This is a genomic window from Candidatus Enterococcus moelleringii, assembly GCF_017377575.1.
GTDB lineage: Bacteria > Bacillota > Bacilli > Lactobacillales > Enterococcaceae > Enterococcus_A > Enterococcus_A moelleringii.
Genome location: NZ_JAFREM010000004.1, coordinates 81,782 through 100,765, shown reverse-complemented (window position 1 = coordinate 100,765; position 18,984 = coordinate 81,782). Strand labels below are relative to the sequence as shown.

The window sequence follows — 18,984 nt, the reverse complement described above, 5'->3', positions numbered from 1 at the left end:
TGCTGAAGGAGGAATTCAGATGGCAGAATATGCAAGTATTTTTAACGATGTGCTAGGTCCGGTTATGGTAGGACCTTCCAGTTCTCATACTGCCGCTTCTGTTCGAGTCGGCAAAGCCCTGCGACAAATGGTGAAGGGGAAGATAGTTTACTTTCAAGCCGATTTTGATCCCAAAGGTTCTTTAGCTGCCAGTTACGTCAGCCAGTGTTCAGATGTTGGTTTAGTTGGTGGCTTGTTAGGAATGGAGCCGACTCACGAAGATTTACTGCGATCGATTGAAATAGCGGAAGCTGACGGCATGGAGATCAATTTTCGCGTTGTTCCCTATGAAGCCGATCACCCAAACACCTATCGCATGATTATTCGCAGCGATCAAGGCGAAGAGGTCAGAGCAACCGCACTATCTGTCGGTGGCGGGATGATTGAGTTTATTCTGATTCAAGACGAACCGGTTCGGATATCAGGCGGATTTTACGAAACCTTGATTTATGGAGGCTCTTTGAAACAGACATCAGCCGATATTACTGCCTACGCAGAAAGTCAGGTAGCTGGTTTTTGCCAAATGGAACAGCGGGAGGAACAGGATCGAGTATTTTTGAATATTAAAACTCATGAACCGATCCCGGAAGAAGTCCTCGAAGGATTTAATCAGTTTTTCAAAGTAGATGAAGTGATCGCTTTTGATCCAGTCTTGCCAGTGATGTCGCAAAAAGAAAAACAGGTTCCTTTCAAGACAGCTGCCGAAATGCTGGAAATTGCTGAGGAGCAGAAGCTGGAGCTGTGGCAGATGGCCGCTATGTATGAAAGTGCTCGCGGTAATATTAGTGAAGAAGAAGTTTACAATAAAATGGCAGACATTGTTGCTATTATGAGTAAGGGGATTGAGACGGGCCTACAAGGTACAGAATACGAAGACCGTATTTTGGGCTATCAATCCTACAAAATCGAAGAAAAGAAAGCCCAAATGATTGGCGGCACACTGACGGCTGACATTATTGCTTTCATTACCGCAATGATGGAAGTTAAAAGCTCCATGAACGTCTTTGTAGCAGCGCCCACTGCTGGTTCCTGCGGCGCGTTGCCGGGAACGGTTTTTGCAGTAGCAAAGGAATACAACAAGTCCAACGATGAAATCATTAAGGCGATGCTGGCCGCCGGCATGATCGGCGTGTTTATTGCTGAGTATGCCACCTTCGCAGCCGAAGTTGCTGGTTGCCAAGCCGAATGCGGATCTGGTTCCGGAATGACTGCCGCCGCCTTAGTTCAGTTAATGGGCGGCTCGGCCCGAACGGCTGCCAACGCCGCCTCGATGGCTTTGCAAAATATTTTTGGGATGGTCTGTGACCCAATCGATGTTCGAGTAGAAGTTCCGTGTCTTGGTAAAAACGTGATGTGCGGCATGAATGCCTTAGGCGCTGCCAACATGGCGATCGCCGGCTTCGATGTAGTGGTACCATTAGATGAGACCATCGACAGCTTTGATAAAGTAGGACGCATGATTCCGCCGGAGCTGCGGTGTACCGGTTTAGCGGGTCTAGCACAAACAAAAAGCGGCCTCGAAATATCCCGTCAACTAGCTTGCCGCAAGGGCTGCTGTTAAGTTAATCAGAAAAAAGCGTTGCGAATATTTCGCAGCGCTTTTTAATCGGGCAAAAAACCTGCGAGCACGACCACTCGCAAGCAACTATTTATAAGGTGACTCGCAGAACTTCACAGGAAAGATCAGCCGTATGCTTTTGAACCAATTCTTGGATCGCCGATTCGCAGGCCAAGTCAGAACGCCAGGAAATCCCACAGCCCGCAGAAAGCTTGCGGGGAATCGGCATCAAGCGACCCTCAATCTGTTCGTTTTTGCAAAGGCTAGAAAACTGCAAAGCCTCATGCTCTGTATCGAAGGTCACAACCAACCATTCATTTGCCACGTCAACTCCTCCTTACTCATAATTTAGCGCAGTGCACTCGCTTTTTTATTACGATTCGTAATCGCAATAACGAATAATAAAACAATACACAGAATGACAGCAATTCTGCCGAAGCTGGTGGTGCCCTCACCAGAAGAAGCCAACCCGAAATTATGGGCAAAGGCCGCACCAACTAGCATTCCGATAACCGTTACACCAGCGTCCGATGAACCTTGCCCGGTCAAAATCAACTGTCGCAACGGGCAGCCGCTTAATAACACACCAGCAAATCCTACAACGTACAAGCCTAAAATATTCCATAAATGTTCAGTATGAGCAATCGGCTGATCAGCAAAACTTAAATGAAAATTGCCAGTCACCAAGTTGTAAATCAACACAACTACAAACAAGGTCAGCACACCAGTAATTCGATTGAAGTTTTTCATCAAAATAATATCACGAATACTGCCGGAAAAACAAATCGCCGATAGTTGAGCCAAACCGCCAAAGATCAAGCCGCCAGCCAATGAGATCAAAATAGGAGCCCGGAAGCTTCCAGGTCCTTCAGTGCTGACACTAAACAACGCCGGCACTGCTAGAAATAAGACGAACAAAGCTAGGAAAAATCCCGGAATCATTAATCCGCTGGCCGTTTTTGTTTCCTTGGCTTTTCCTAAAGAGTAGCCTTGTTTAAGAAACAGACTGCCAGTTAACACGCCGCCAGCAAACCCGATCAAGCCAACGTAAGCATTCAAATCTCCGCCGCTCATCCGTAAAATCATCCGTAAGGGACAACCTAGAAAAACTAAAGCGCCAATCATCATCACAAAACCTAGCAAAAAGCGGGTAGCTGTAGATGAACCGCTCCTAGCCGCAAATTCTTTTCGCGGAATCGCCATAAGCATGGCGCCAAAAATAATGCCAATAATTTCAGGTCGTACATATTGAACTGGCGGAGCCGTGTGGAGCTTGGCTGACCCAGCGATATCACGAATAAAACAAGCAACACAAATGGCCATGTTCGCCGGGTTGCCAAAATAAGCTAATGCCGCAGCGACTAAACCAAATCCTAAACCAACCGCAACATACATCTTTTTGCTTTCCATATTATTTACCCCTTTTGACTAATTTTTTGTAAAGCGTAGATGGCTTCCATAATCTCATCATCAGTCGTAAAGGAGGAAAAACTAAAACGAACCACTCCTTGATCAGTGGTTTTCAACGCTTGATGCATTAAAGGCGCACAATGACCACCGCTGCGAGTAGCGATACCATACTCATAAGCTAGTAAATCACTAATTTCTGCCGAATCTCGATCCCCAACATTGATGGAAACAATTGGACAGCGCGATTTAGCAGCGAAGTCCCCGTAGACAATCACATTGTCAATTTTAGTTACCTCATCATAAAAGTGCTGCATCAAATCATTCGTTTGTTTACCTATTTTTTCAAGAGTCTCCGCTAGAAGATAGTCTACGCCAGCCGCTAAACCAGCAATTCCATGACCATTTAAGGTTCCTGCCTCTAAGGCCGTGGGGAACATCGTCGGGTGTTTTGGATTAAAGGTATCAATGCCGCTGCCGCCAACCTTTAAAGGACGCAAGTTTACTCCAGGCTGAACATATAATCCACCGGTTCCTTGAGGGCCGTAAAGACTTTTGTGACCAGTAAAGCACAGCACGTCGATGTTCAAGGCCTGAACATCAATCGGCAGCAAACCCGCTGATTGTGAAGCATCAACAATAAAATACAGACCATATTTTTGACAAATAGCACCAAGCACCTCTAGATTCACTAAATTTCCAGTAACATTAGAGGCATGAGTAACAATAATTGATTTCGTATTTTCTTGGACCGCTTCTTCAAAGGCATCATAATCCAAATTTCCTAGCTGATCGGCCGGAATAATGGTCAGCTCCAGCCCTTTTTCTTCTTGCAGGCGATAAAGCGGGCGTAATACCGAATTATGTTCCAAGGCGGTAGTAATCACATGGTCTTTCCCAGTGTGTAATCCTTCGATAGCTAAATTCAAGCTCTCAGTTGCACCGGATGTAAAGACTATCTGTCGTGCTTGCTGGCCATTAAATAGTTGGCACAAAGCATGACGGGCTTGAAAAATAACTTCAGATGATTTCAATGAATCCTCGTGGACACCGCGTCCAGAGTTTCCTAATTGTGTCAGTGCCTTAGTGACGGCATCAATAACGGACGCCGGTTTTTTTAGTGTCGTAGCGGAGTTGTCTAAGTAAATCATGTTCATTTCTCCTTTGTGAAAAATCCTAAACCGGAGGAATAGGAAAGACTGCATTGAGCAGGAAATACCAAATAATTCTTAGAAACTTCTAAGTAAATGTGACCTCATAATCAGGTAAATCTATCGATGTATTTCTGCATCTTTCCCACCACCTTTTTCACAATGATCTACTGAATGTTCAGTAGATCACAAGTCAAGTGTAGCATTCCAGTAGCGAAAGTAAAGACAAAACGGCAAAACAAAACACCTGTCTCGTAAAAAGACAGGTGCATTTCTAAACTCGTGGTAATAATGATTTCATCAGTGAAAATTGTCGATCAATTTGTGCCTCGCTGATATCACCGATCAGTGCTAACACGCTCAATCCTTCAATGACAAACATAAAATTTTCCGCCAGCAGATCCAGCGGCTTAGATTCTAGCACGCCTTGTTGAATACCTAATTCCAAAATTTCAGAGATGGTTTGTTTAGTAGCCCCCATCTGAGCCTGTTGGAATTCCCGGTCTGCATCGGATTTATGGGTAAAATAGTACTCATACATGGCCCGCAGCATACTGTCATTAATGGTATCCAACAGACGCTTCTTGTGACTGTTAAAGTAGCTGTCCAGCAGCTCATCAAAAGGTTGGTTTTCCTTAATAGCAGAACGAATCGAATCAAACTTCCGACTATTTCGTTGCTTAACAGTCTCAATAAAAATCTCATCAACAGAATCAAAGTACAAATAAATCCCACCACGGCTAATCCCGCAGGCATCAATAATATCCTTCATAGTAACATCAATTAATCCCTTTTTGGCAAAGACTTTGCGGGCACTTTTTAAAATGGCTTCACGCTTTTGACGCTTCCGCTCTTCATTCGAATTATGTTTCATACATCACCTCGGTAACCAATTAATGACACAGGTGTCATTTTTATGTATAATCAATCCAATGACATGCGTGTCATCGAAAATTGACTTAGGAGTGAAAAAATGAATACTAAAAATAAAACTTACCGGTTAACGATCCGTGCCGTGCTGACAGCCTTAATTATGCTTCAGGCCATGGTTCCCTTTTTAGGCTTTATTCCGTTGGGGGTTATCGACTTAACCATTATTCATATTACAGTAATTATTGCAGCGGTCGTATTAGGAACAAAAGACGGCATGTTTATCGGGCTGGTTTGGGGCATCTTTACCGTTGTTCGGGCGTTCACTTCGCCAACCAATCCGCTGGACACGTTAGTTTTTACTAACCCGATTATATCGGTTGTTCCCAGAGTACTGGTGGGATTAGTAGCTGGTGTCCTATTCACTTGGCTTTACAAAAAGTACCATAAATTAACCATGGCAACAGTCGTTGCAGCTGTCTTCGGTTCACTAACCAATACGGTTTTAGTATTGACACTCATGGGCTTATTATACACCAGCAGCGTAGCGAATGCCTATGGGGTAAATCCTTCAGGTTTAGTCAAAGTATTAGGTACCTTGATTTTGACGAATGGGGTTGCTGAAATGATCGGGGCAGCAATCATCACCCCTTTGATCGTTCGAGCACTGTTTGCAGCGACTCATTTAAGTGCCGATAATCGAAATTAGATAAAAATATTTGTTATTTAAACGTGTGATTTTCATTTGCTTAGTTTATCGGAGAACAGAAATTTCAAAAAAATATCACGTTGGCAAAAATCAGGAGTTAGCTGGTAAAGCATTTGTATCATAAGCTTAAGTGTTAAAGATACTCGATTTTCAAAACTAAAAATTAGTTGGAATAAAAAAATCTCATTTAGCAACATAATAAAAAACATATCTGCATAAAAGAACGATCGTTATTATTTAGTCGATTGTTCTTTTATTTTTTTAGTGTTGACAAGGTAAATCCAATGATGGTATTCTTACCTCGGAAAAACGAATAACTTGATTTGTTAGGTGAGGCTCCTATACAAACACAGGCTACTGCCCAAAAATGTCGAGAGACGCCAATGGGTAGAACAGGAACTGTCGATTACAAGGCTTTTCTTAAGGTAGCTAAAAGCTCTGCTTTTTACGTTGTATAGTGCCAAAACTCAACGACTAGATCGCAATAGGCTTTTTTGTGTGCTTATTTCAGACCTTTCGCTGAGTTTTGGGCGAAAGGTCTTTTTGCGTATCAAGCGTCAGTTTTCCAAGAAAACACCAAAAAGAGGAGGAACTATCATGGTAAAACAGTGTTCACATTGACTAGTTGGAACAGTCAAGATTACTGGAAAGGAATCCAGCTGCGCAACGAGCTTCTGATGAAAAGCGCCGGAAAACCAGTAATCATTTATGCACCCGTTAAAGAAAAAGAAGATCTGCACTTGATTGTTTGCATGGATAGACAAGTAGTGGCGACTTTACTGCTTCATCCCATCAACTCAGAAATCATTCAGGTCAAGCAAGTCGCTGTATCGCAAAACTGCCAAGGCCTAGGAATCGGCCGAAAGCTAATCGATTATGCCGAAAAAGTAGCAAGCAACTTAGGTTACACATTGGTCTTTCTAACCGGCCGCAAGCAAGCGTGGCATTTTTACGAAAAACTAGGCTACGACAGCCTTTTGGAAACATATTTCGATCATGAAGTAGAACTAAAAGTATTTAAGAAAAAACTAGCAGCACAATCAAAGGAGATGAAAACAAATGGACGACAGTAGTTCGCATCAACAGAGACTTTGGAAAGAAAAACACTCGCTGACAGCAACAGACTATTGTCTATTTGTTTTCAGCTAACTCGTTTGAGGACCTTCTTTTCATTGTCTCTTCCTAAGGAGGCAACATTATGGAAACCATCCTAGAAAATATTGTGTTCTTTACGATAGGCACAGTGATCTGGTATGCGATGATCGGAAAGAAGGTAAAGAAATTGGAAAAACAAATCAAAAATACAGCCATTGTAAACTATGAACAAATGGCAAAAAGTACCGTCGAAAATATTTTGGACTTCTTTAAAACACCCAAAAGAGGTCTTTCAGAAGTCCAGGTCGGGATGCTGAGAGAGCAATACGGCGACAATAAAATTACTTATGGCAAAAAGACACCACTTATTATGGAAGTCATCAAAGCTTATATTACACCGTTTACTTTAGTTTTGATTGCATTAGGAATTGTTTCTTTTATTACGGAATTTGTTTTAGCAGCACCTGGAGATAAAGACCTGTTCGGTGTTATTGTCATCTCTACGATGGTAATCATCAGCGGAACAATGACCCTGATTCAATCGGTTAGATCGAATCAAGCAGCCGAAAAACTAAAATCAATGGTTAAAGTGACCGCCACGGTTAAACGCAACAATCGGTTCAGCGAAATTCCGATGGAGGAGATCGTTTGCGGCGATATCGTCAAATTGTCCGCCGGAGATATGATTCCAGCCGATATCCGCTTAACCCGCACCAAGGACTTATTTATTTCGCAATCCGCCTTAACCGGCGAGAGCTATCCAGTAGAAAAAACAGCCCAGCAAACGACTATCAGTTACGACACCGAAACCAGCTACGAAAACTTAGTATTCATGGGCAGCAACGTTATTAGCGGAACCGCTGAAGGAGTAGTGGTTTCTACAGGCAACCGGACCCTGTTTGGCCACGTAGCTAAGGATTTATCTGGCAAACCGGTCAAGACCAGCTTTGAGTTAGGGATTCGAAAAACCTCCTTCTTGCTGATCAAATTTATGTCCTTGATGGCTCCAGCTGTAATTGTGATCAACGGCTTCACAAAAGGTGACTGGATGGAAGCTTGTCTGTTTGGCCTATCCGTAGCTGTCGGATTAACACCAGAAATGCTGCCAATGATTGTGACTACTAATTTGGTTAAAGGCGCTTCTGGCATGGCGAAAAAAGGAACGATTATTAAGAATCTAAATTCGATTCAAAATTTTGGTGCCATCGATATATTATGCACCGACAAAACCGGTACCTTAACCCAAGACAAGATCATTTTAGAATACCATCTTGATTGCGAAGGCAAAGAAAACGACCGTGTCTTGCGTCATGCTTACCTAAACAGCTATTATCAAACCGGCTTGAAAAACTTGTTGGACATTGCCATTATTGATGCCTCTAAAGAAACACTGAACACTGACAAAATTCAATACCACAAAGTGGACGAAATTCCTTTTGATTTTGAACGCCGCCGCATGAGCGTAGTGGTAGAGGATGATCAAGGCAAGACTCAGATGATCACAAAAGGGGCAATCGAAGAAATGCTGGTCATTTCCAGCTACGTGGATTTTCATAAAGAAGTAATTCCATTGACAGAAGATGTTCGCAAAGAAATCTTGGAAAAGGTCAAAGAATTAAACGAAGATGGGTTACGGGTTTTAGGCGTCGCTCAAAAAACGAACCCAAGTGTCGTTGGCGAATTCTCCGTTAGAGATGAACAAGACATGGTGCTGATTGGTTATTTAGCTTTCCTAGATCCACCAAAGGAAACCACCAAGCAAGCCTTAGAAGCCTTGAAAAAACACGGAGTAGGGGTCAAAGTTTTAACTGGCGATAATGCGTTAGTCACCGAATCCGTTTGTAAACAAGTCGGATTGGAAGCTGAAGTGTTAGTAAGCGGCGAAGAAATTGCCCGCATGACGGATATCCAACTGGCAAAAGTAATTGAGGACTTCAATATTTTTGTCAAATTAAATCCACAACAAAAGGCCCGAATTACCCGCCTGTTGAGAGACAATGGTCATACAGTTGGTTTCCTAGGTGACGGTATTAATGATGCACCAGCCATGAAAGCTTCAGACGTCGGAATTTCGGTGGACACTGCTGTCGATATTGCTAAGGAATCCGCAGACGTGATTTTGCTGGAAAAAGATTTGATGGTTTTGGAGCGAGGAATTATTTCTGGCCGTGAAACCTTCGGCAACATCATGAAGTATATTAAAGCAACAGCCAGCTCAAATTTTGGCAATATGTTTTCAGTCTTAGTTGCCAGTACCTTTTTACCATTTCTGCCAATGATGCCGCTGCAGCTGCTGATTCTTAATTTAATTTACGATGTTTCTTGCATGTCAATTCCCTGGGATCGAATGGATAAAGAGTATCTGGATGAACCAAAACACTGGGAAGCCTCTAGTATCGGCAAATTTATGGTATGGCTGGGTCCAACCAGTTCAGTGTTCGATATTAGCACCTACCTGCTAATGTATTTTGTGATCTGTCCTGCAGTGATCGGTGGCAGCTATCATACACTAGCACCAGCACAACAGGTTGCTTTCATTGCCTTGTTTAATGCTGGCTGGTTCGTTGAATCTCTATGGACGCAAACCTTGGTGCTGCATGCCTTACGGACACCAAAAGTTCCGTTCCTGCAAAGCCGCGCATCCTTTGTTTTAACCGTTGTAACAGGAGCAGGGATTGCTGTAGGGTCATTCTTACCATTTACTGCTTTGGGAAGAAGCTTTGGATTAAGTGCATTACCAGTTAATTTCTGGGTGTGTCTAATGGTTACGATTGTCTGCTATCTAATGCTAGTGACCATCATCAAAAAAGTCTATATTCGAAAATACCAGGAACTATTATAATAGAAGAAACACGGATCGATTTGAACTGATCCGTGTTTCAGTACGATATAAGGAGCGAGAAAATGATTGCCCATCATGTCTGCATTCAAACCAATACGTATCAAGAATCACTAGCCTTTTATCAAAAATTAGGCTTTGAATTAGTGCAAGAAAGCCCAAATTTCCACGGCCGAAGCTACAATACTTGGCTGGCATTATCCAATTTTTATATTGAACTGCAAACCGGAAAAGATAGATTGGAAACCCACGACCCGCAAGTGTCAGAAGGTATCGCACATCTTTGCTTGTGGGTAGAGGACTTACCCGCCTTTTTAAGCGAGAAAAAATTCCCAGATGAACTTTACGTGAAAAAAGAAAAAATCTATACAGTCGAAAATGGCCAGTTAACTAAACTTCGTGCCCCGGAAGGAACAATCATAGAAATTCGGAACAATCCAGGAATATAAAAATAGTCAAAAAATCCAGCCCTCTATTTTGGAAGGCTGGATTTTTAACTAGTGGGCACGTTTCTTTTTAAAAACAAGGATACAACCTGCTAGGATGATAATAATTCCTCCAGCAACAGTTAAGTAAACAGTCGTCTTTTCACCAGTTTTTGGATATTCTTTCTGAGCTGTCGTTTGAACTTCAGCTTTTTTCGCAGTTACTGGTGTTGGCTTGGTAGTAGTAACGACATTTTGAGTACCTGTATTTTCAGATTTTTCATTTTTTCTAGGTCCGTTATCAATTGGTGCATTTCCATGTGAAGAAGCTTGAATCCAGTTGACAACTCCGGCAAATAGGCTGCCGTGCTGTCTAATCAAATCTTGTTGGGCTGGTGCTAGATGATTCAACATATGCACCAATTCTTCTTTAGAATAATGGCTTAATGCAACGAAGCCATTACCAGCAGGGTATAGAACTTGAATATAGTTGTACAATTGGTCGACATTTTGAATTAATTCATCGCAGGTAGTGTATAGATTTGGATTGAAGGCTAATGCTTTTTCAGTTGCTTCCCAAGAAATCACTTTATCTTTATGCACCATCCGCAGAACTCTTACATAAGTACCCATGTCCATTCCAATGATGTCGTAATTGTATCGTTCAAATAGTTGCCATGCGCTAGCTAGTTGCTGATCTGTATAGCCTGCTAATTCTGTTTGATCAATTCCATAATTGTCTTTTGATAATAAATCACGAATGACTGCTGGAGTGTACTCTTTAGGCTTTTCTTTTTCAGCAGGTTCTTCGGATTCTTTGGTTTCATCTTTTACTTCAGGAGTTTCAGACTCTTTGGTTCCAGTCGATTCAGTAGTTGATTCCTTTGTTGTATCTTCAGTCGTTTCATCTGGAACTTTATTTTCTTCGACAGTTGAAGCTGTGGTTGCATCATCATTGACAGCTTCAGGCGTAGAACTGTTAGTCGTTAAGTCTGAATCTATCGTTTCTTCTACTGCTGGCATACTGTCAATTGTCTGCTCTTGAGTAGCGTTAGTGGCAGTAGTTGCGTTAGGGACAGACTCGGTGGTTTCAGCAAATGCGGCAATTGGGACGAACAATACCAACAAACTAAACAAAACAACTTTTTTCATTCTAATCACTCCTTGTAATCTTTCTGTAACATAATTGTAACACAAGAAATCTAATTGTAAAGTGGGAAATCGAATTTTTCAAAAATATTTTTTGCAGACAACATTATGAGAAAATTCTGGAGAGTTTTGTTGGTAAAAAGCTACCACTGGATGGTTGATTGTCTAGAGTATTGAAACTAACAAAAACACTGGACACAAAAAAAATGAATGGCTTGGAAGCTAATAAAAGCATCCGAACCATTCATTTTTCCAAATTTAATCCAAAATCTGAACTGCTACTCCAATTGTATTTGGTCCTGTATGCACTGACAAGGCTGGTGATATAGGGCCAAAATAAATATTTTCCACCTTTGGAAAAGTTTCTTTCAAGCGCTGCTTCATCTTGATGGCATTCTCCATAGCATCCGCATGAGCGACAGCTAGGTTAAAACGGTCGTGGCCTTTTATTAAATCATCCACAATCTGGATGGTCTTGTCAAAGCTCTTATTCAGGCCGCGAATTTTCGCCACAGTGTAATAGATACCGTCATCGTTACAAGAAATAATCGGCTTCAACTTCAATGCACTGCCGAGAAGGGAAGCGACCAAGCCAATCCGTCCTCCTCGTTGCAAATACTCCAAGGTATCTACATTGAAGAAAACTTTTGTTTTTGGCAAACAGGCCTCTACGCCAGCAATTACTTCCTCGAATGATTTTCCTTGCTGAACTAAATCAGCCGCCAAGATAACTGAGAAACCGGCTGCTATTCCAATATTTTTTGTATCGATTCCATGGAAGGTTAAGCCTTCGTAATCCTCCGACAAGACTCTCAGTGCGTTGAAGGTTCCGCTAAGGCCGCTGGAAATCGTAATAATGATTACATGAGTAAATCCTTGGCCTTTAATATCATCAAAGACTTTCGTAATCATTTCCCCGTTTGGTAAAGAAGTTTTTGGCAATTCTTCTTTTAATAGAGGGAAAATATTATCTGAGCTGACCTCTATACGGTCCAGCAATTCTTTGTCTGAAAAAATAATTCGTAAAGGAACCATGAAAATCGGCGCATTATCGACAACTTCCTGCGGCGCATCCGTTCCTGAATCTACTAAAATTGCAATTTTTTCTTTAGTCATCTGTTTTCTCCAATTCAATGATTTTTTCCACTAGCAGCTTGCTTGCAAAAGACGCGACAGCATTTTCGACTGCCAAGTAACGATAATCAGCTTGTCTAACCGGTAAAAAAGTATTTTCTTCCGCTAAAACCAACTCTGCAACATACTGCAGAGATTCTTCTTGCTTTTGACAAAAATTATTGTAAGCCATTTTCGGTTCATCAATCGTTAACTGCATGACAATCAATTGCTTGATGTCTGGAATCGTTAACACTTGTTTGATCAAAGTAATGGCGATTAAATAGGCTAAATGATTCTTGTTGTAGCGTTTTTTGACTGGTGGCGGAACTAGTTTGTGTTTTACATAGTTATTTACCATGGCGCTGGAAAGCAAATGATGCTTCTCAGGTTCAATAATTGGGGATAAATACCGGTCAATCAACGTAATTACTTGATCCATGTATAATTCTAATTCCGGAAGTTCTTCCCAGCGAGGTAAGCGAACTTCCTTTAAAGACTGAGCCCATTGCTTCAGTTCTGCATTTTCTTCCATCTATGTCTAGCTCCCTTCTCATTCATTTTAACAAAATCAACGTGATTATACAATGTAGTTATCGAAACTAGGTGGTTTATTCTCATGATTATCTAACAATTTTTTTCATCTTTCTTCTTGCATTTTTAAATCGCCAGTGCTAACATATTGAAGTAGCTTATTTGGGCCGTTAGCTCAGTTGGTAGAGCAGCTGACTCTTAATCAGCGGGTCGCGGGTTCGAGCCCCTCACGGCCCATTGGGTGCCAAACCCACGAGAATGGTATTCTGTCGGCGTCTTCGGACGTTTAGAAGATGGAATACGCATTCTCTTTTTTTATGGTCTTTTTCATTTTTACGTAAATGAATGCCTAGAAAAGGACTGAAAACCTCGAGAGGATGAAACACATCTCGAAATAAGGTATAATAAGGAAGCATAGAAATTTAGATGAAAAAGTTTGAGGTGACTCTTAGTGAAGAAAATTTTAGTTGTAGATGATGAAAAGCCGATTTCAGATATCGTTAAATTTAATTTAACGAAGGAAGGTTATGAGGTGTTTACCGCTTATGACGGTGAAGAAGCATTGGAAAAAGTTGAAGAAGTCCAACCGGATTTGATTTTACTTGATTTAATGCTGCCGAAAAAAGACGGGTTAGAAGTGGCACGGGAAGTTCGTAAGACCCACGATATGCCAATTATTATGGTAACTGCCAAAGATTCAGAGATTGATAAGGTACTAGGTTTAGAATTAGGAGCGGATGATTACGTAACAAAACCTTTTTCTAACCGGGAATTAGTTGCTCGGGTAAAAGCGAATTTGCGCCGTGGCGGCCAAGCACCGAAAGAGGAAGATGACATGACCCAAGGGGATTTAACGATTGGGGATTTAACCATTCATCCTGATGCCTACATGGTTACCAAACGGGGGGGCACGATTGAATTAACTCACCGTGAATTTGAATTGCTGCATTACTTGGCGAAACACATCGGACAAGTGATGACTCGTGAGCACTTGCTGCAAACAGTTTGGGGCTATGATTATTTTGGTGATGTACGGACAGTGGACGTAACCGTTCGCCGTTTGCGTGAAAAAATTGAAGACAGTCCAAGCCACCCGACTTACCTAGTAACAAGAAGAGGTGTGGGCTACTACCTGCGCAACCCTGAACAGGAGTAATGAACTAAATGAAAAATAAAGTCCGTTTTTTTCAATCAGTGAACTTCAAGATTGCGTTCTCGTTTATCTTGATTCTATTGATCTCGATTGAAATTATCGGAGCGTACTTCATTCGCGGATTAGAGAAAGAAACCATCAACAACTTTACCAATGACATGAACCAGCGGGTGTCCATTTTATCGAACTCGTTAGGAACCACTATGTCGCAAAAGCAAGGTACGGATACCAGCTGGGAAGACATCCAACAGTTGTTGGAGAACAACAGTGCTTCAGATATTGAAGAGATGTGGGTGGTTGATGACAAAGGAATCGTACGGGCAACTAATGATGTGGGTCGTAAGGACTCCATTGTTGGTAAGAAGAACGAATACAGCGATATTGATGATTTCTCTATGAAACAATATGTTGCGCTCGATGATGATAGTAATAAACGGGTATATATCAATGTCCAACCTATTCAGTCCCCGACAGGCGATTCAGCCGTGCTCGGGGCTCTTTATGTTAAAAGTGATATTGAACAAAAATATACCGAAATAAGCGATACCGCAATCATTTTCTTTACGGCGTCCTTAATTGCCGGAGTTATTTCCATGATTGTGGCTTTATTAGTAGCGCGCTCAATTACTAAACCAATTGAAGAAATGCGACAACAGGCGATCAAGATTGCCCAAGGGGATTATTCTGACAAAGTCGAGGTTCATGGACATGACGAGCTGAGTCAGTTGGCTGAAACCTTTAACAAGCTCTCTGATCGGATTGAGGATGCGCAAGATACTATGGAGGCCGAGCGTAATCGGCTGGATAGTGTCCTAACCCACATGACAGATGGGGTAATTGCCACTGACCGTCGTGGGAAAGTCATTACGATTAACGAAATGGCGTTATCTTTATTAGGCGTAAAAAATGAAGATGCGATTGGCGAGTCGATTTTAACACTGTTAGATTTAGAAGAAGAATATACACTGCGGAAATTATTAGAGGCCCAGGAAGAATTATTACTGGATCGATCAAAGTCTGATCTGGAAGAAGACCGGATGATTTTGCGAGCCGATTTTGCTATGATTCGGCGAGAGTCTGGTTTTATCAGCGGGTTAGTTGTTGTTTTGCATGACGTTACCGAACAAGAAAAGACAGCTGAAGAACGCCGTCAATTCGTTTCAAATGTTTCCCATGAATTGCGTACGCCGTTAACGAGTGTTCGCAGTTATTTAGAAGCTTTGGATGAAGGGGCTTGGCAAGACGAGGAGGTTGCTCCTGAATTTATTCAAGTTACTCTAGGGGAAACTGACCGGATGATTCGTATGATCAACGATCTGCTGAACCTTTCGCGAATGGACTCAGGCAACCAGCAGTTGGATTTGGAATTTGTCAATTTCAATGAATTGGTTGATTACGTCTTGGATCGCTTTGACATGATGATAACCAATCAGAACAAGAAATATACGATTATTCGTGATTTTACTGAACGAGACTTATGGGTAGAAATTGATACTGATAAAATTATGCAAGTGATTGATAATATTATGAACAATGCCATCAAGTATTCGCCAGACGGTGGGAAAATTACAGTTCATCTATTAGAAACGCACAATAATATCGTATTGAGCATTACAGATGAAGGTTTGGGAATTCCCAAAAAAGATTTGGAAAAAGTCTTTGAACGTTTTTACCGAGTGGATAAAGCACGGGCTCGCAAGCAAGGCGGAACAGGCTTGGGCTTAGCTATATCCAAAGAAGTAATCAAAGCCCATAAAGGATCCATTTGGGTTGAAAGTGTTGAGGGCAAAGGTTCAACCTTCTCCTTCTCCTTACCTTATGAACCTTATGAGGAGGATTGGTGGGAATGAGAGTATCTGGAAAAATAATGCGTCCCCTCCTAGCTCTTTTAATTTTGCTAAGCTTGTTTTTTACCTATTCTATTTGGGTAAGTCCAGCAGGGCGTACGCCAAGTTTAGACTCTAGTACGCAAGTGCAAAGCAATGAGCAAAACTATACCAAGGCAACCGACGCCTTTTTGCCTTTAAGAGGGATTTGGGATTTAGAAGAGGGTCATTTTCAAACCAATAGTGAAAACTTACTGGCTACTGTGCAGGCTCGTTTGACTGAAAGCACCTATGGTCAGTTAGAAATAGTGGCGAGCACAGAAGAAGAGTCGGCCAATTATTACCAACTGGCAAATGGTGTGGAGCTAAATTATGAGGGAACTTTTTCCCTGGCAGAATATGTGAAGGTATTTGATATTCCCTTGGATTTAAGCGGGTTGAACGATGAAGAATCGATTTCTTTTGGAAAAATACAATTGGATTTTAACAGTCAAAAGATTCGTTTCTTGGATTACCAGAAACATTTAGTTTATGAAGCATCGATCTCTACTAATTTTCAAAATATTGAAGATATCTATCATCAAAATACGGATCGATACTTAACAATGACGCTTGAAAATCAACTGGTTCCTCGTTTGATGCAGACACAGAATGACGTTCGTTTAAAAAAATACAGTTATATTTTGACTACTCAGTCTTATTCTTTATTCCGTAATGCCTTTTTCCAAGATCCGGAACAAGCTAGAGGGGAACAAGATGATGAGAATTCACGGTCCTTTGTCAGTGGTCGTGAGGAATTAACGATGGATGAGCAAAATCGTTTAGTGAGATTTTCTGGAGAATTGCCGACTGATTTAGCAGATCAAAGTTTATATAGCCAAAGCTTCAGTTATGTTAGTCGTTTAGGAACGGCAGTAGGCAATTTGCGCTACTTTGACCAGCAAGACAACATGATATACTATCGAATCTTTGTGGAAGGTTATCCGATTTTTAGTCAATCTTCTAAAGGGAAAATGATTGTATCTATTAATCCTTCTCAAAATAATCAAGCCAGTCACGTTGATATTGAAACTAGTATGGATACGGTACAAGTTCCGATCCCGGCTGAGGAAGAAGCTGTGTTGCCTAGCTCCATCGGGATGGAAGAACAGCTGCTTGCTGCAGGTGTAGATATCAGCCAAGTTCAAAGCTATATCATCGGCTATACTTGGGAGGACGTAGATAGTGGAAATAGTGCGTACCGGGTAGTGGCCTTAAACCCGGAATGGTACGTAAAATACAATGGTCAATGGCGCACGTTCGATGAGTTGCTGCGTATAAACTTCGTAGAAACGGAGGCGAGCTAAGTGGATTTTCGCAAAATCGAATGGATTTTCTTTATCGCCTTTTTAGGAATCAACATTTTCTTATTCAGTATCTATTGGAGCAGTCAGCACGAACAGAGTCTGGTAACTAACTCTAATCAAAGGGAAGATATTACACAACGCTTGCAAAATGATGATATTCATTATAAGGGAACCATTTCTGATCAACATTTAGAAGGCTACTATTTAAGTGCTGAACAATCTGGTTTTGAGGAGTTGTCTGAAGCAGCTTATCCTGATATTTATGCTTCATCTTTTGTAGACAACAGAGTTTTGAACAACACCCCTTATAACAATAATGAGTTTGATTTAGATGACAGAAAACAAAGCTTCAACAATTTGATGAAAGACTCGCGGTTTATTATTTCTGGAGATCAATACACGTATGTTCCAAGCATTTCACGAAAAGATGATGAGGGAATAAAAATTGTCGGAGCACAATCTTATGAAAATATCCCCTTTATTGATGAAACGTCTAGGGTTGTCTTGGATGTCGACAGTACCGAAGGGAAGGTCACTAAATATACTCAAACCATGCTGAAGGATATCGAGCCGTTGCGGGAAAAAATGAATCTGTATTCGGAAAAAGAAATTTTGAATACTCTGTATATCAACAATAATATTCCCAATGGTTCGACCATTCAGGAAATTTATCTAGGTTATTTCCGTACGCTTGAAGTTGGTGAAAAGAATGTGTATGTCCCAGCTTGGTTTGTGCGAATTGAATACCCAGATAAAGTTGTTCAAGTAGAAAAAGTAAATGCCATCAGCAACCAGGTTATTTCTAATAATTTAGTGCCAAAGGTGGAAAATCCATAAAAAGGGTTGTATACTAAGTACAGTTTTACAAAGAGAGGACAATCACTTATGTTGGAAATGAATCACGCCTTTCAAATCAGCGTTCTGGCCAGCGGCAGTACAGGAAACTCACTGTATCTGGAGAGTGCTGAAAAGAAGGTTCTAGTGGATGCTGGATTGAGTGGAAAGAAAATAACCTCATTGCTGGCGGAAGTGAATCGCAAGCCGGAAGATTTGGATGCTATTCTAGTAACCCATGAGCACCGTGATCATATTCATGGTGTGGGTGTTCTAGCGCGAAAATATAAATTACCTGTGTATGCCAATGAAAAAACCTGGGAGGCAATGTCAACGTTGATTGGAAATGTGCCTCTTGAACAAAGACAGGTTTTCGAAATGGGCAAAGTATTGACCTTTGGCGATATGGATATCGAAAGCTTTGGAGTGTCTCACGATGCTGCTGCTCCTCAATTCTATCGTTTTTACAAAGACGGTCGTTCTTTTGTTATGTTGACGGATACCGGTTATGCTAGTGATCACTTAAGAGGAACGATCCGAAATGCCGATGCCTACTTGGTGGAAAGCAATCACGATTTGGAAATGCTGCGCATGGGTCCTTACCCTTGGAGCTTAAAGCAGCGTATTTTGGGAGATCGTGGTCATTTGTCTAATGAAGACGGCGCGCTGGTAATGACTGATATTATCGGTGATAATACCAAACGAATTTACCTAGGGCATTTAAGTAAAGAAAACAACATGAAGGAACTGGCACATATGACGATGGAAGAAACCTTGACTCGTTATGATTTAGGCGTTAATTACCAATTTAACGTTTATGATACCGACCCTGAATGCTCAACTGAATTATTCGCAATCTAAAGATAAAGCCTATAGAATGAGTAAAATCATTTTATAGGCTTATTTTGTTCAGTTGCACAATATTGTTCAATGGTT

The 18,984-nt window shown here is 41.4% G+C and carries 17 protein-coding genes, 1 tRNA gene and 1 riboswitch; of the genes, 11 read left to right on the top strand and 7 right to left on the bottom strand.

Going from position 1 to position 18,984, the window contains the following annotated elements:
- Positions 1-19 precede the first annotated feature (19 nt).
- Positions 20-1,600 carry an L-serine ammonia-lyase, iron-sulfur-dependent, subunit alpha gene (locus JZO70_RS02305; protein WP_207671923.1) on the top strand — a complete coding sequence of 527 codons (1,581 nt, stop codon included), beginning with the start codon at positions 20-22 and terminating at the stop codon, positions 1,598-1,600.
- Positions 1,601-1,688: 88 nt separating this feature from the next.
- Here the strand turns inward: JZO70_RS02305 and JZO70_RS02300 are convergent, their stop codons facing one another.
- From JZO70_RS02300 to JZO70_RS02285, 4 genes are all read right to left on the bottom strand, one after another.
- Positions 1,689-1,922, bottom strand: coding sequence for a putative Se/S carrier-like protein (locus JZO70_RS02300; protein WP_207671922.1), 234 nt, complete (start codon positions 1,920-1,922; stop codon positions 1,689-1,691).
- A 23-nt stretch (positions 1,923-1,945) separates the two neighbouring features.
- Positions 1,946-3,007 carry a YedE family putative selenium transporter gene (yedE, locus tag JZO70_RS02295; protein WP_207671921.1) on the bottom strand — a complete coding sequence of 354 codons (1,062 nt, stop codon included), beginning with the start codon at positions 3,005-3,007 and terminating at the stop codon, positions 1,946-1,948.
- A 5-nt stretch (positions 3,008-3,012) separates the two neighbouring features.
- Positions 3,013-4,155 carry an aminotransferase class V-fold PLP-dependent enzyme gene (locus JZO70_RS02290; protein ID WP_207671920.1) on the bottom strand — a complete coding sequence of 381 codons (1,143 nt, stop codon included), beginning with the start codon at positions 4,153-4,155 and terminating at the stop codon, positions 3,013-3,015.
- Positions 4,156-4,429: 274 nt separating this feature from the next.
- Positions 4,430-5,029, bottom strand: a complete 600-nt coding sequence (locus JZO70_RS02285; protein WP_207671919.1) for a TetR/AcrR family transcriptional regulator — start codon at positions 5,027-5,029, stop codon at positions 4,430-4,432.
- Between the two features lie 99 nt (positions 5,030-5,128).
- On the opposite strand from JZO70_RS02285, the gene JZO70_RS02280 reads away from it, so the two are divergent.
- The 4 genes from JZO70_RS02280 to JZO70_RS02265 all read left to right on the top strand — a co-directional run bounded on the left by JZO70_RS02280 (position 5,129) and on the right by JZO70_RS02265 (position 10,117).
- A complete protein-coding gene (locus JZO70_RS02280; RefSeq protein ID WP_207671918.1) occupies positions 5,129-5,734 on the top strand; it encodes an ECF transporter S component in 606 nt (201 codons plus the stop codon).
- Between the two features lie 315 nt (positions 5,735-6,049).
- A riboswitch (M-box (ykoK) riboswitch) is annotated at positions 6,050-6,220 on the top strand.
- Positions 6,221-6,411: 191 nt separating this feature from the next.
- Positions 6,412-6,807 (top strand): GNAT family N-acetyltransferase, encoded by a 396-nt coding sequence (locus JZO70_RS02275; protein WP_207671917.1) that lies wholly within the window; start codon positions 6,412-6,414, stop codon positions 6,805-6,807.
- A 209-nt stretch (positions 6,808-7,016) separates the two neighbouring features.
- A complete protein-coding gene (gene mgtA, locus JZO70_RS02270; RefSeq protein WP_278252583.1) occupies positions 7,017-9,671 on the top strand; it encodes a magnesium-translocating P-type ATPase in 2,655 nt (884 codons plus the stop codon).
- 62 nt (positions 9,672-9,733) lie between these two features.
- Positions 9,734-10,117 carry a VOC family protein gene (locus JZO70_RS02265; protein WP_207671915.1) on the top strand — a complete coding sequence of 128 codons (384 nt, stop codon included), beginning with the start codon at positions 9,734-9,736 and terminating at the stop codon, positions 10,115-10,117.
- Between the two features lie 48 nt (positions 10,118-10,165).
- On the opposite strand, the gene JZO70_RS02260 is transcribed toward JZO70_RS02265, so the two are convergent.
- From JZO70_RS02260 to JZO70_RS02250, 3 genes are all read right to left on the bottom strand, one after another.
- Positions 10,166-11,245 (bottom strand): LPXTG cell wall anchor domain-containing protein, encoded by a 1,080-nt coding sequence (locus JZO70_RS02260; RefSeq protein WP_207671914.1) that lies wholly within the window; start codon positions 11,243-11,245, stop codon positions 10,166-10,168.
- 255 nt (positions 11,246-11,500) lie between these two features.
- The gene (locus JZO70_RS02255; RefSeq protein WP_207671913.1) at positions 11,501-12,358 is read right to left on the bottom strand and encodes a DegV family protein; all 858 of its coding nucleotides are present in this window, start codon (positions 12,356-12,358) and stop codon (positions 11,501-11,503) included.
- On the bottom strand, positions 12,351-12,890 hold the full coding sequence (locus JZO70_RS02250; RefSeq protein WP_207671912.1) for a DUF1836 domain-containing protein: 540 nt from the start codon (positions 12,888-12,890) through the stop codon (positions 12,351-12,353). The genes JZO70_RS02255 and JZO70_RS02250 overlap by 8 nt, the downstream gene beginning before the upstream one ends.
- A gap of 163 nt (positions 12,891-13,053) precedes the next feature.
- On the opposite strand from JZO70_RS02250, the gene JZO70_RS02245 reads away from it, so the two are divergent.
- From JZO70_RS02245 to JZO70_RS02220, 6 genes are all read left to right on the top strand, one after another.
- Positions 13,054-13,126 (top strand) — tRNA-Lys (locus JZO70_RS02245).
- 214 nt (positions 13,127-13,340) lie between these two features.
- A complete protein-coding gene (yycF, locus tag JZO70_RS02240; RefSeq protein ID WP_207671911.1) occupies positions 13,341-14,045 on the top strand; it encodes a response regulator YycF in 705 nt (234 codons plus the stop codon).
- An 8-nt stretch (positions 14,046-14,053) separates the two neighbouring features.
- Positions 14,054-15,892, top strand: coding sequence for a cell wall metabolism sensor histidine kinase WalK (walK, locus tag JZO70_RS02235; protein WP_207671910.1), 1,839 nt, complete (start codon positions 14,054-14,056; stop codon positions 15,890-15,892).
- Complete coding sequence (locus tag JZO70_RS02230; RefSeq protein WP_207671909.1) at positions 15,889-17,214, top strand: YycH family regulatory protein; 1,326 nt, start codon at positions 15,889-15,891, stop codon at positions 17,212-17,214. The genes walK and JZO70_RS02230 overlap by 4 nt, the downstream gene beginning before the upstream one ends.
- A complete protein-coding gene (locus JZO70_RS02225; RefSeq protein WP_207671908.1) occupies positions 17,215-18,051 on the top strand; it encodes a two-component system regulatory protein YycI in 837 nt (278 codons plus the stop codon).
- A 48-nt stretch (positions 18,052-18,099) separates the two neighbouring features.
- A complete protein-coding gene (locus JZO70_RS02220) occupies positions 18,100-18,909 on the top strand; it encodes an MBL fold metallo-hydrolase (protein WP_207671907.1) in 810 nt (269 codons plus the stop codon).
- Positions 18,910-18,984: the final 75 nt, after the last annotated feature.

Bases quoted from the DNA above. Each gene is read 5' to 3' on its own strand.
- JZO70_RS02290 (WP_207671920.1), bottom strand. From the start codon at position 4,155: ATGATTTACTTAGACAACTCCGCTACGACACTAAAAAAACCGGCGTCC.
- JZO70_RS02255 (WP_207671913.1), bottom strand. From the start codon at position 12,358: ATGACTAAAGAAAAAATTGCAATTTTAGTAGATTCAGGAACGGATGCG.
- JZO70_RS02250 (WP_207671912.1), bottom strand. From the start codon at position 12,890: ATGGAAGAAAATGCAGAACTGAAGCAATGGGCTCAGTCTTTAAAGGAA.
- JZO70_RS02275 (WP_207671917.1), top strand. From the start codon at position 6,412: ATGAAAAGCGCCGGAAAACCAGTAATCATTTATGCACCCGTTAAAGAA.
- JZO70_RS02305 (WP_207671923.1), top strand. From the start codon at position 20: ATGGCAGAATATGCAAGTATTTTTAACGATGTGCTAGGTCCGGTTATG.
- walK (WP_207671910.1), top strand. From the start codon at position 14,054: ATGAAAAATAAAGTCCGTTTTTTTCAATCAGTGAACTTCAAGATTGCG.
- yedE (WP_207671921.1), bottom strand. From the start codon at position 3,007: ATGGAAAGCAAAAAGATGTATGTTGCGGTTGGTTTAGGATTTGGTTTA.
- JZO70_RS02265 (WP_207671915.1), top strand. From the start codon at position 9,734: ATGATTGCCCATCATGTCTGCATTCAAACCAATACGTATCAAGAATCA.
- JZO70_RS02230 (WP_207671909.1), top strand. From the start codon at position 15,889: ATGAGAGTATCTGGAAAAATAATGCGTCCCCTCCTAGCTCTTTTAATT.
- JZO70_RS02220 (WP_207671907.1), top strand. From the start codon at position 18,100: ATGTTGGAAATGAATCACGCCTTTCAAATCAGCGTTCTGGCCAGCGGC.
- JZO70_RS02280 (WP_207671918.1), top strand. From the start codon at position 5,129: ATGAATACTAAAAATAAAACTTACCGGTTAACGATCCGTGCCGTGCTG.
- JZO70_RS02260 (WP_207671914.1), bottom strand. From the start codon at position 11,245: ATGAAAAAAGTTGTTTTGTTTAGTTTGTTGGTATTGTTCGTCCCAATT.
- JZO70_RS02285 (WP_207671919.1), bottom strand. From the start codon at position 5,029: ATGAAACATAATTCGAATGAAGAGCGGAAGCGTCAAAAGCGTGAAGCC.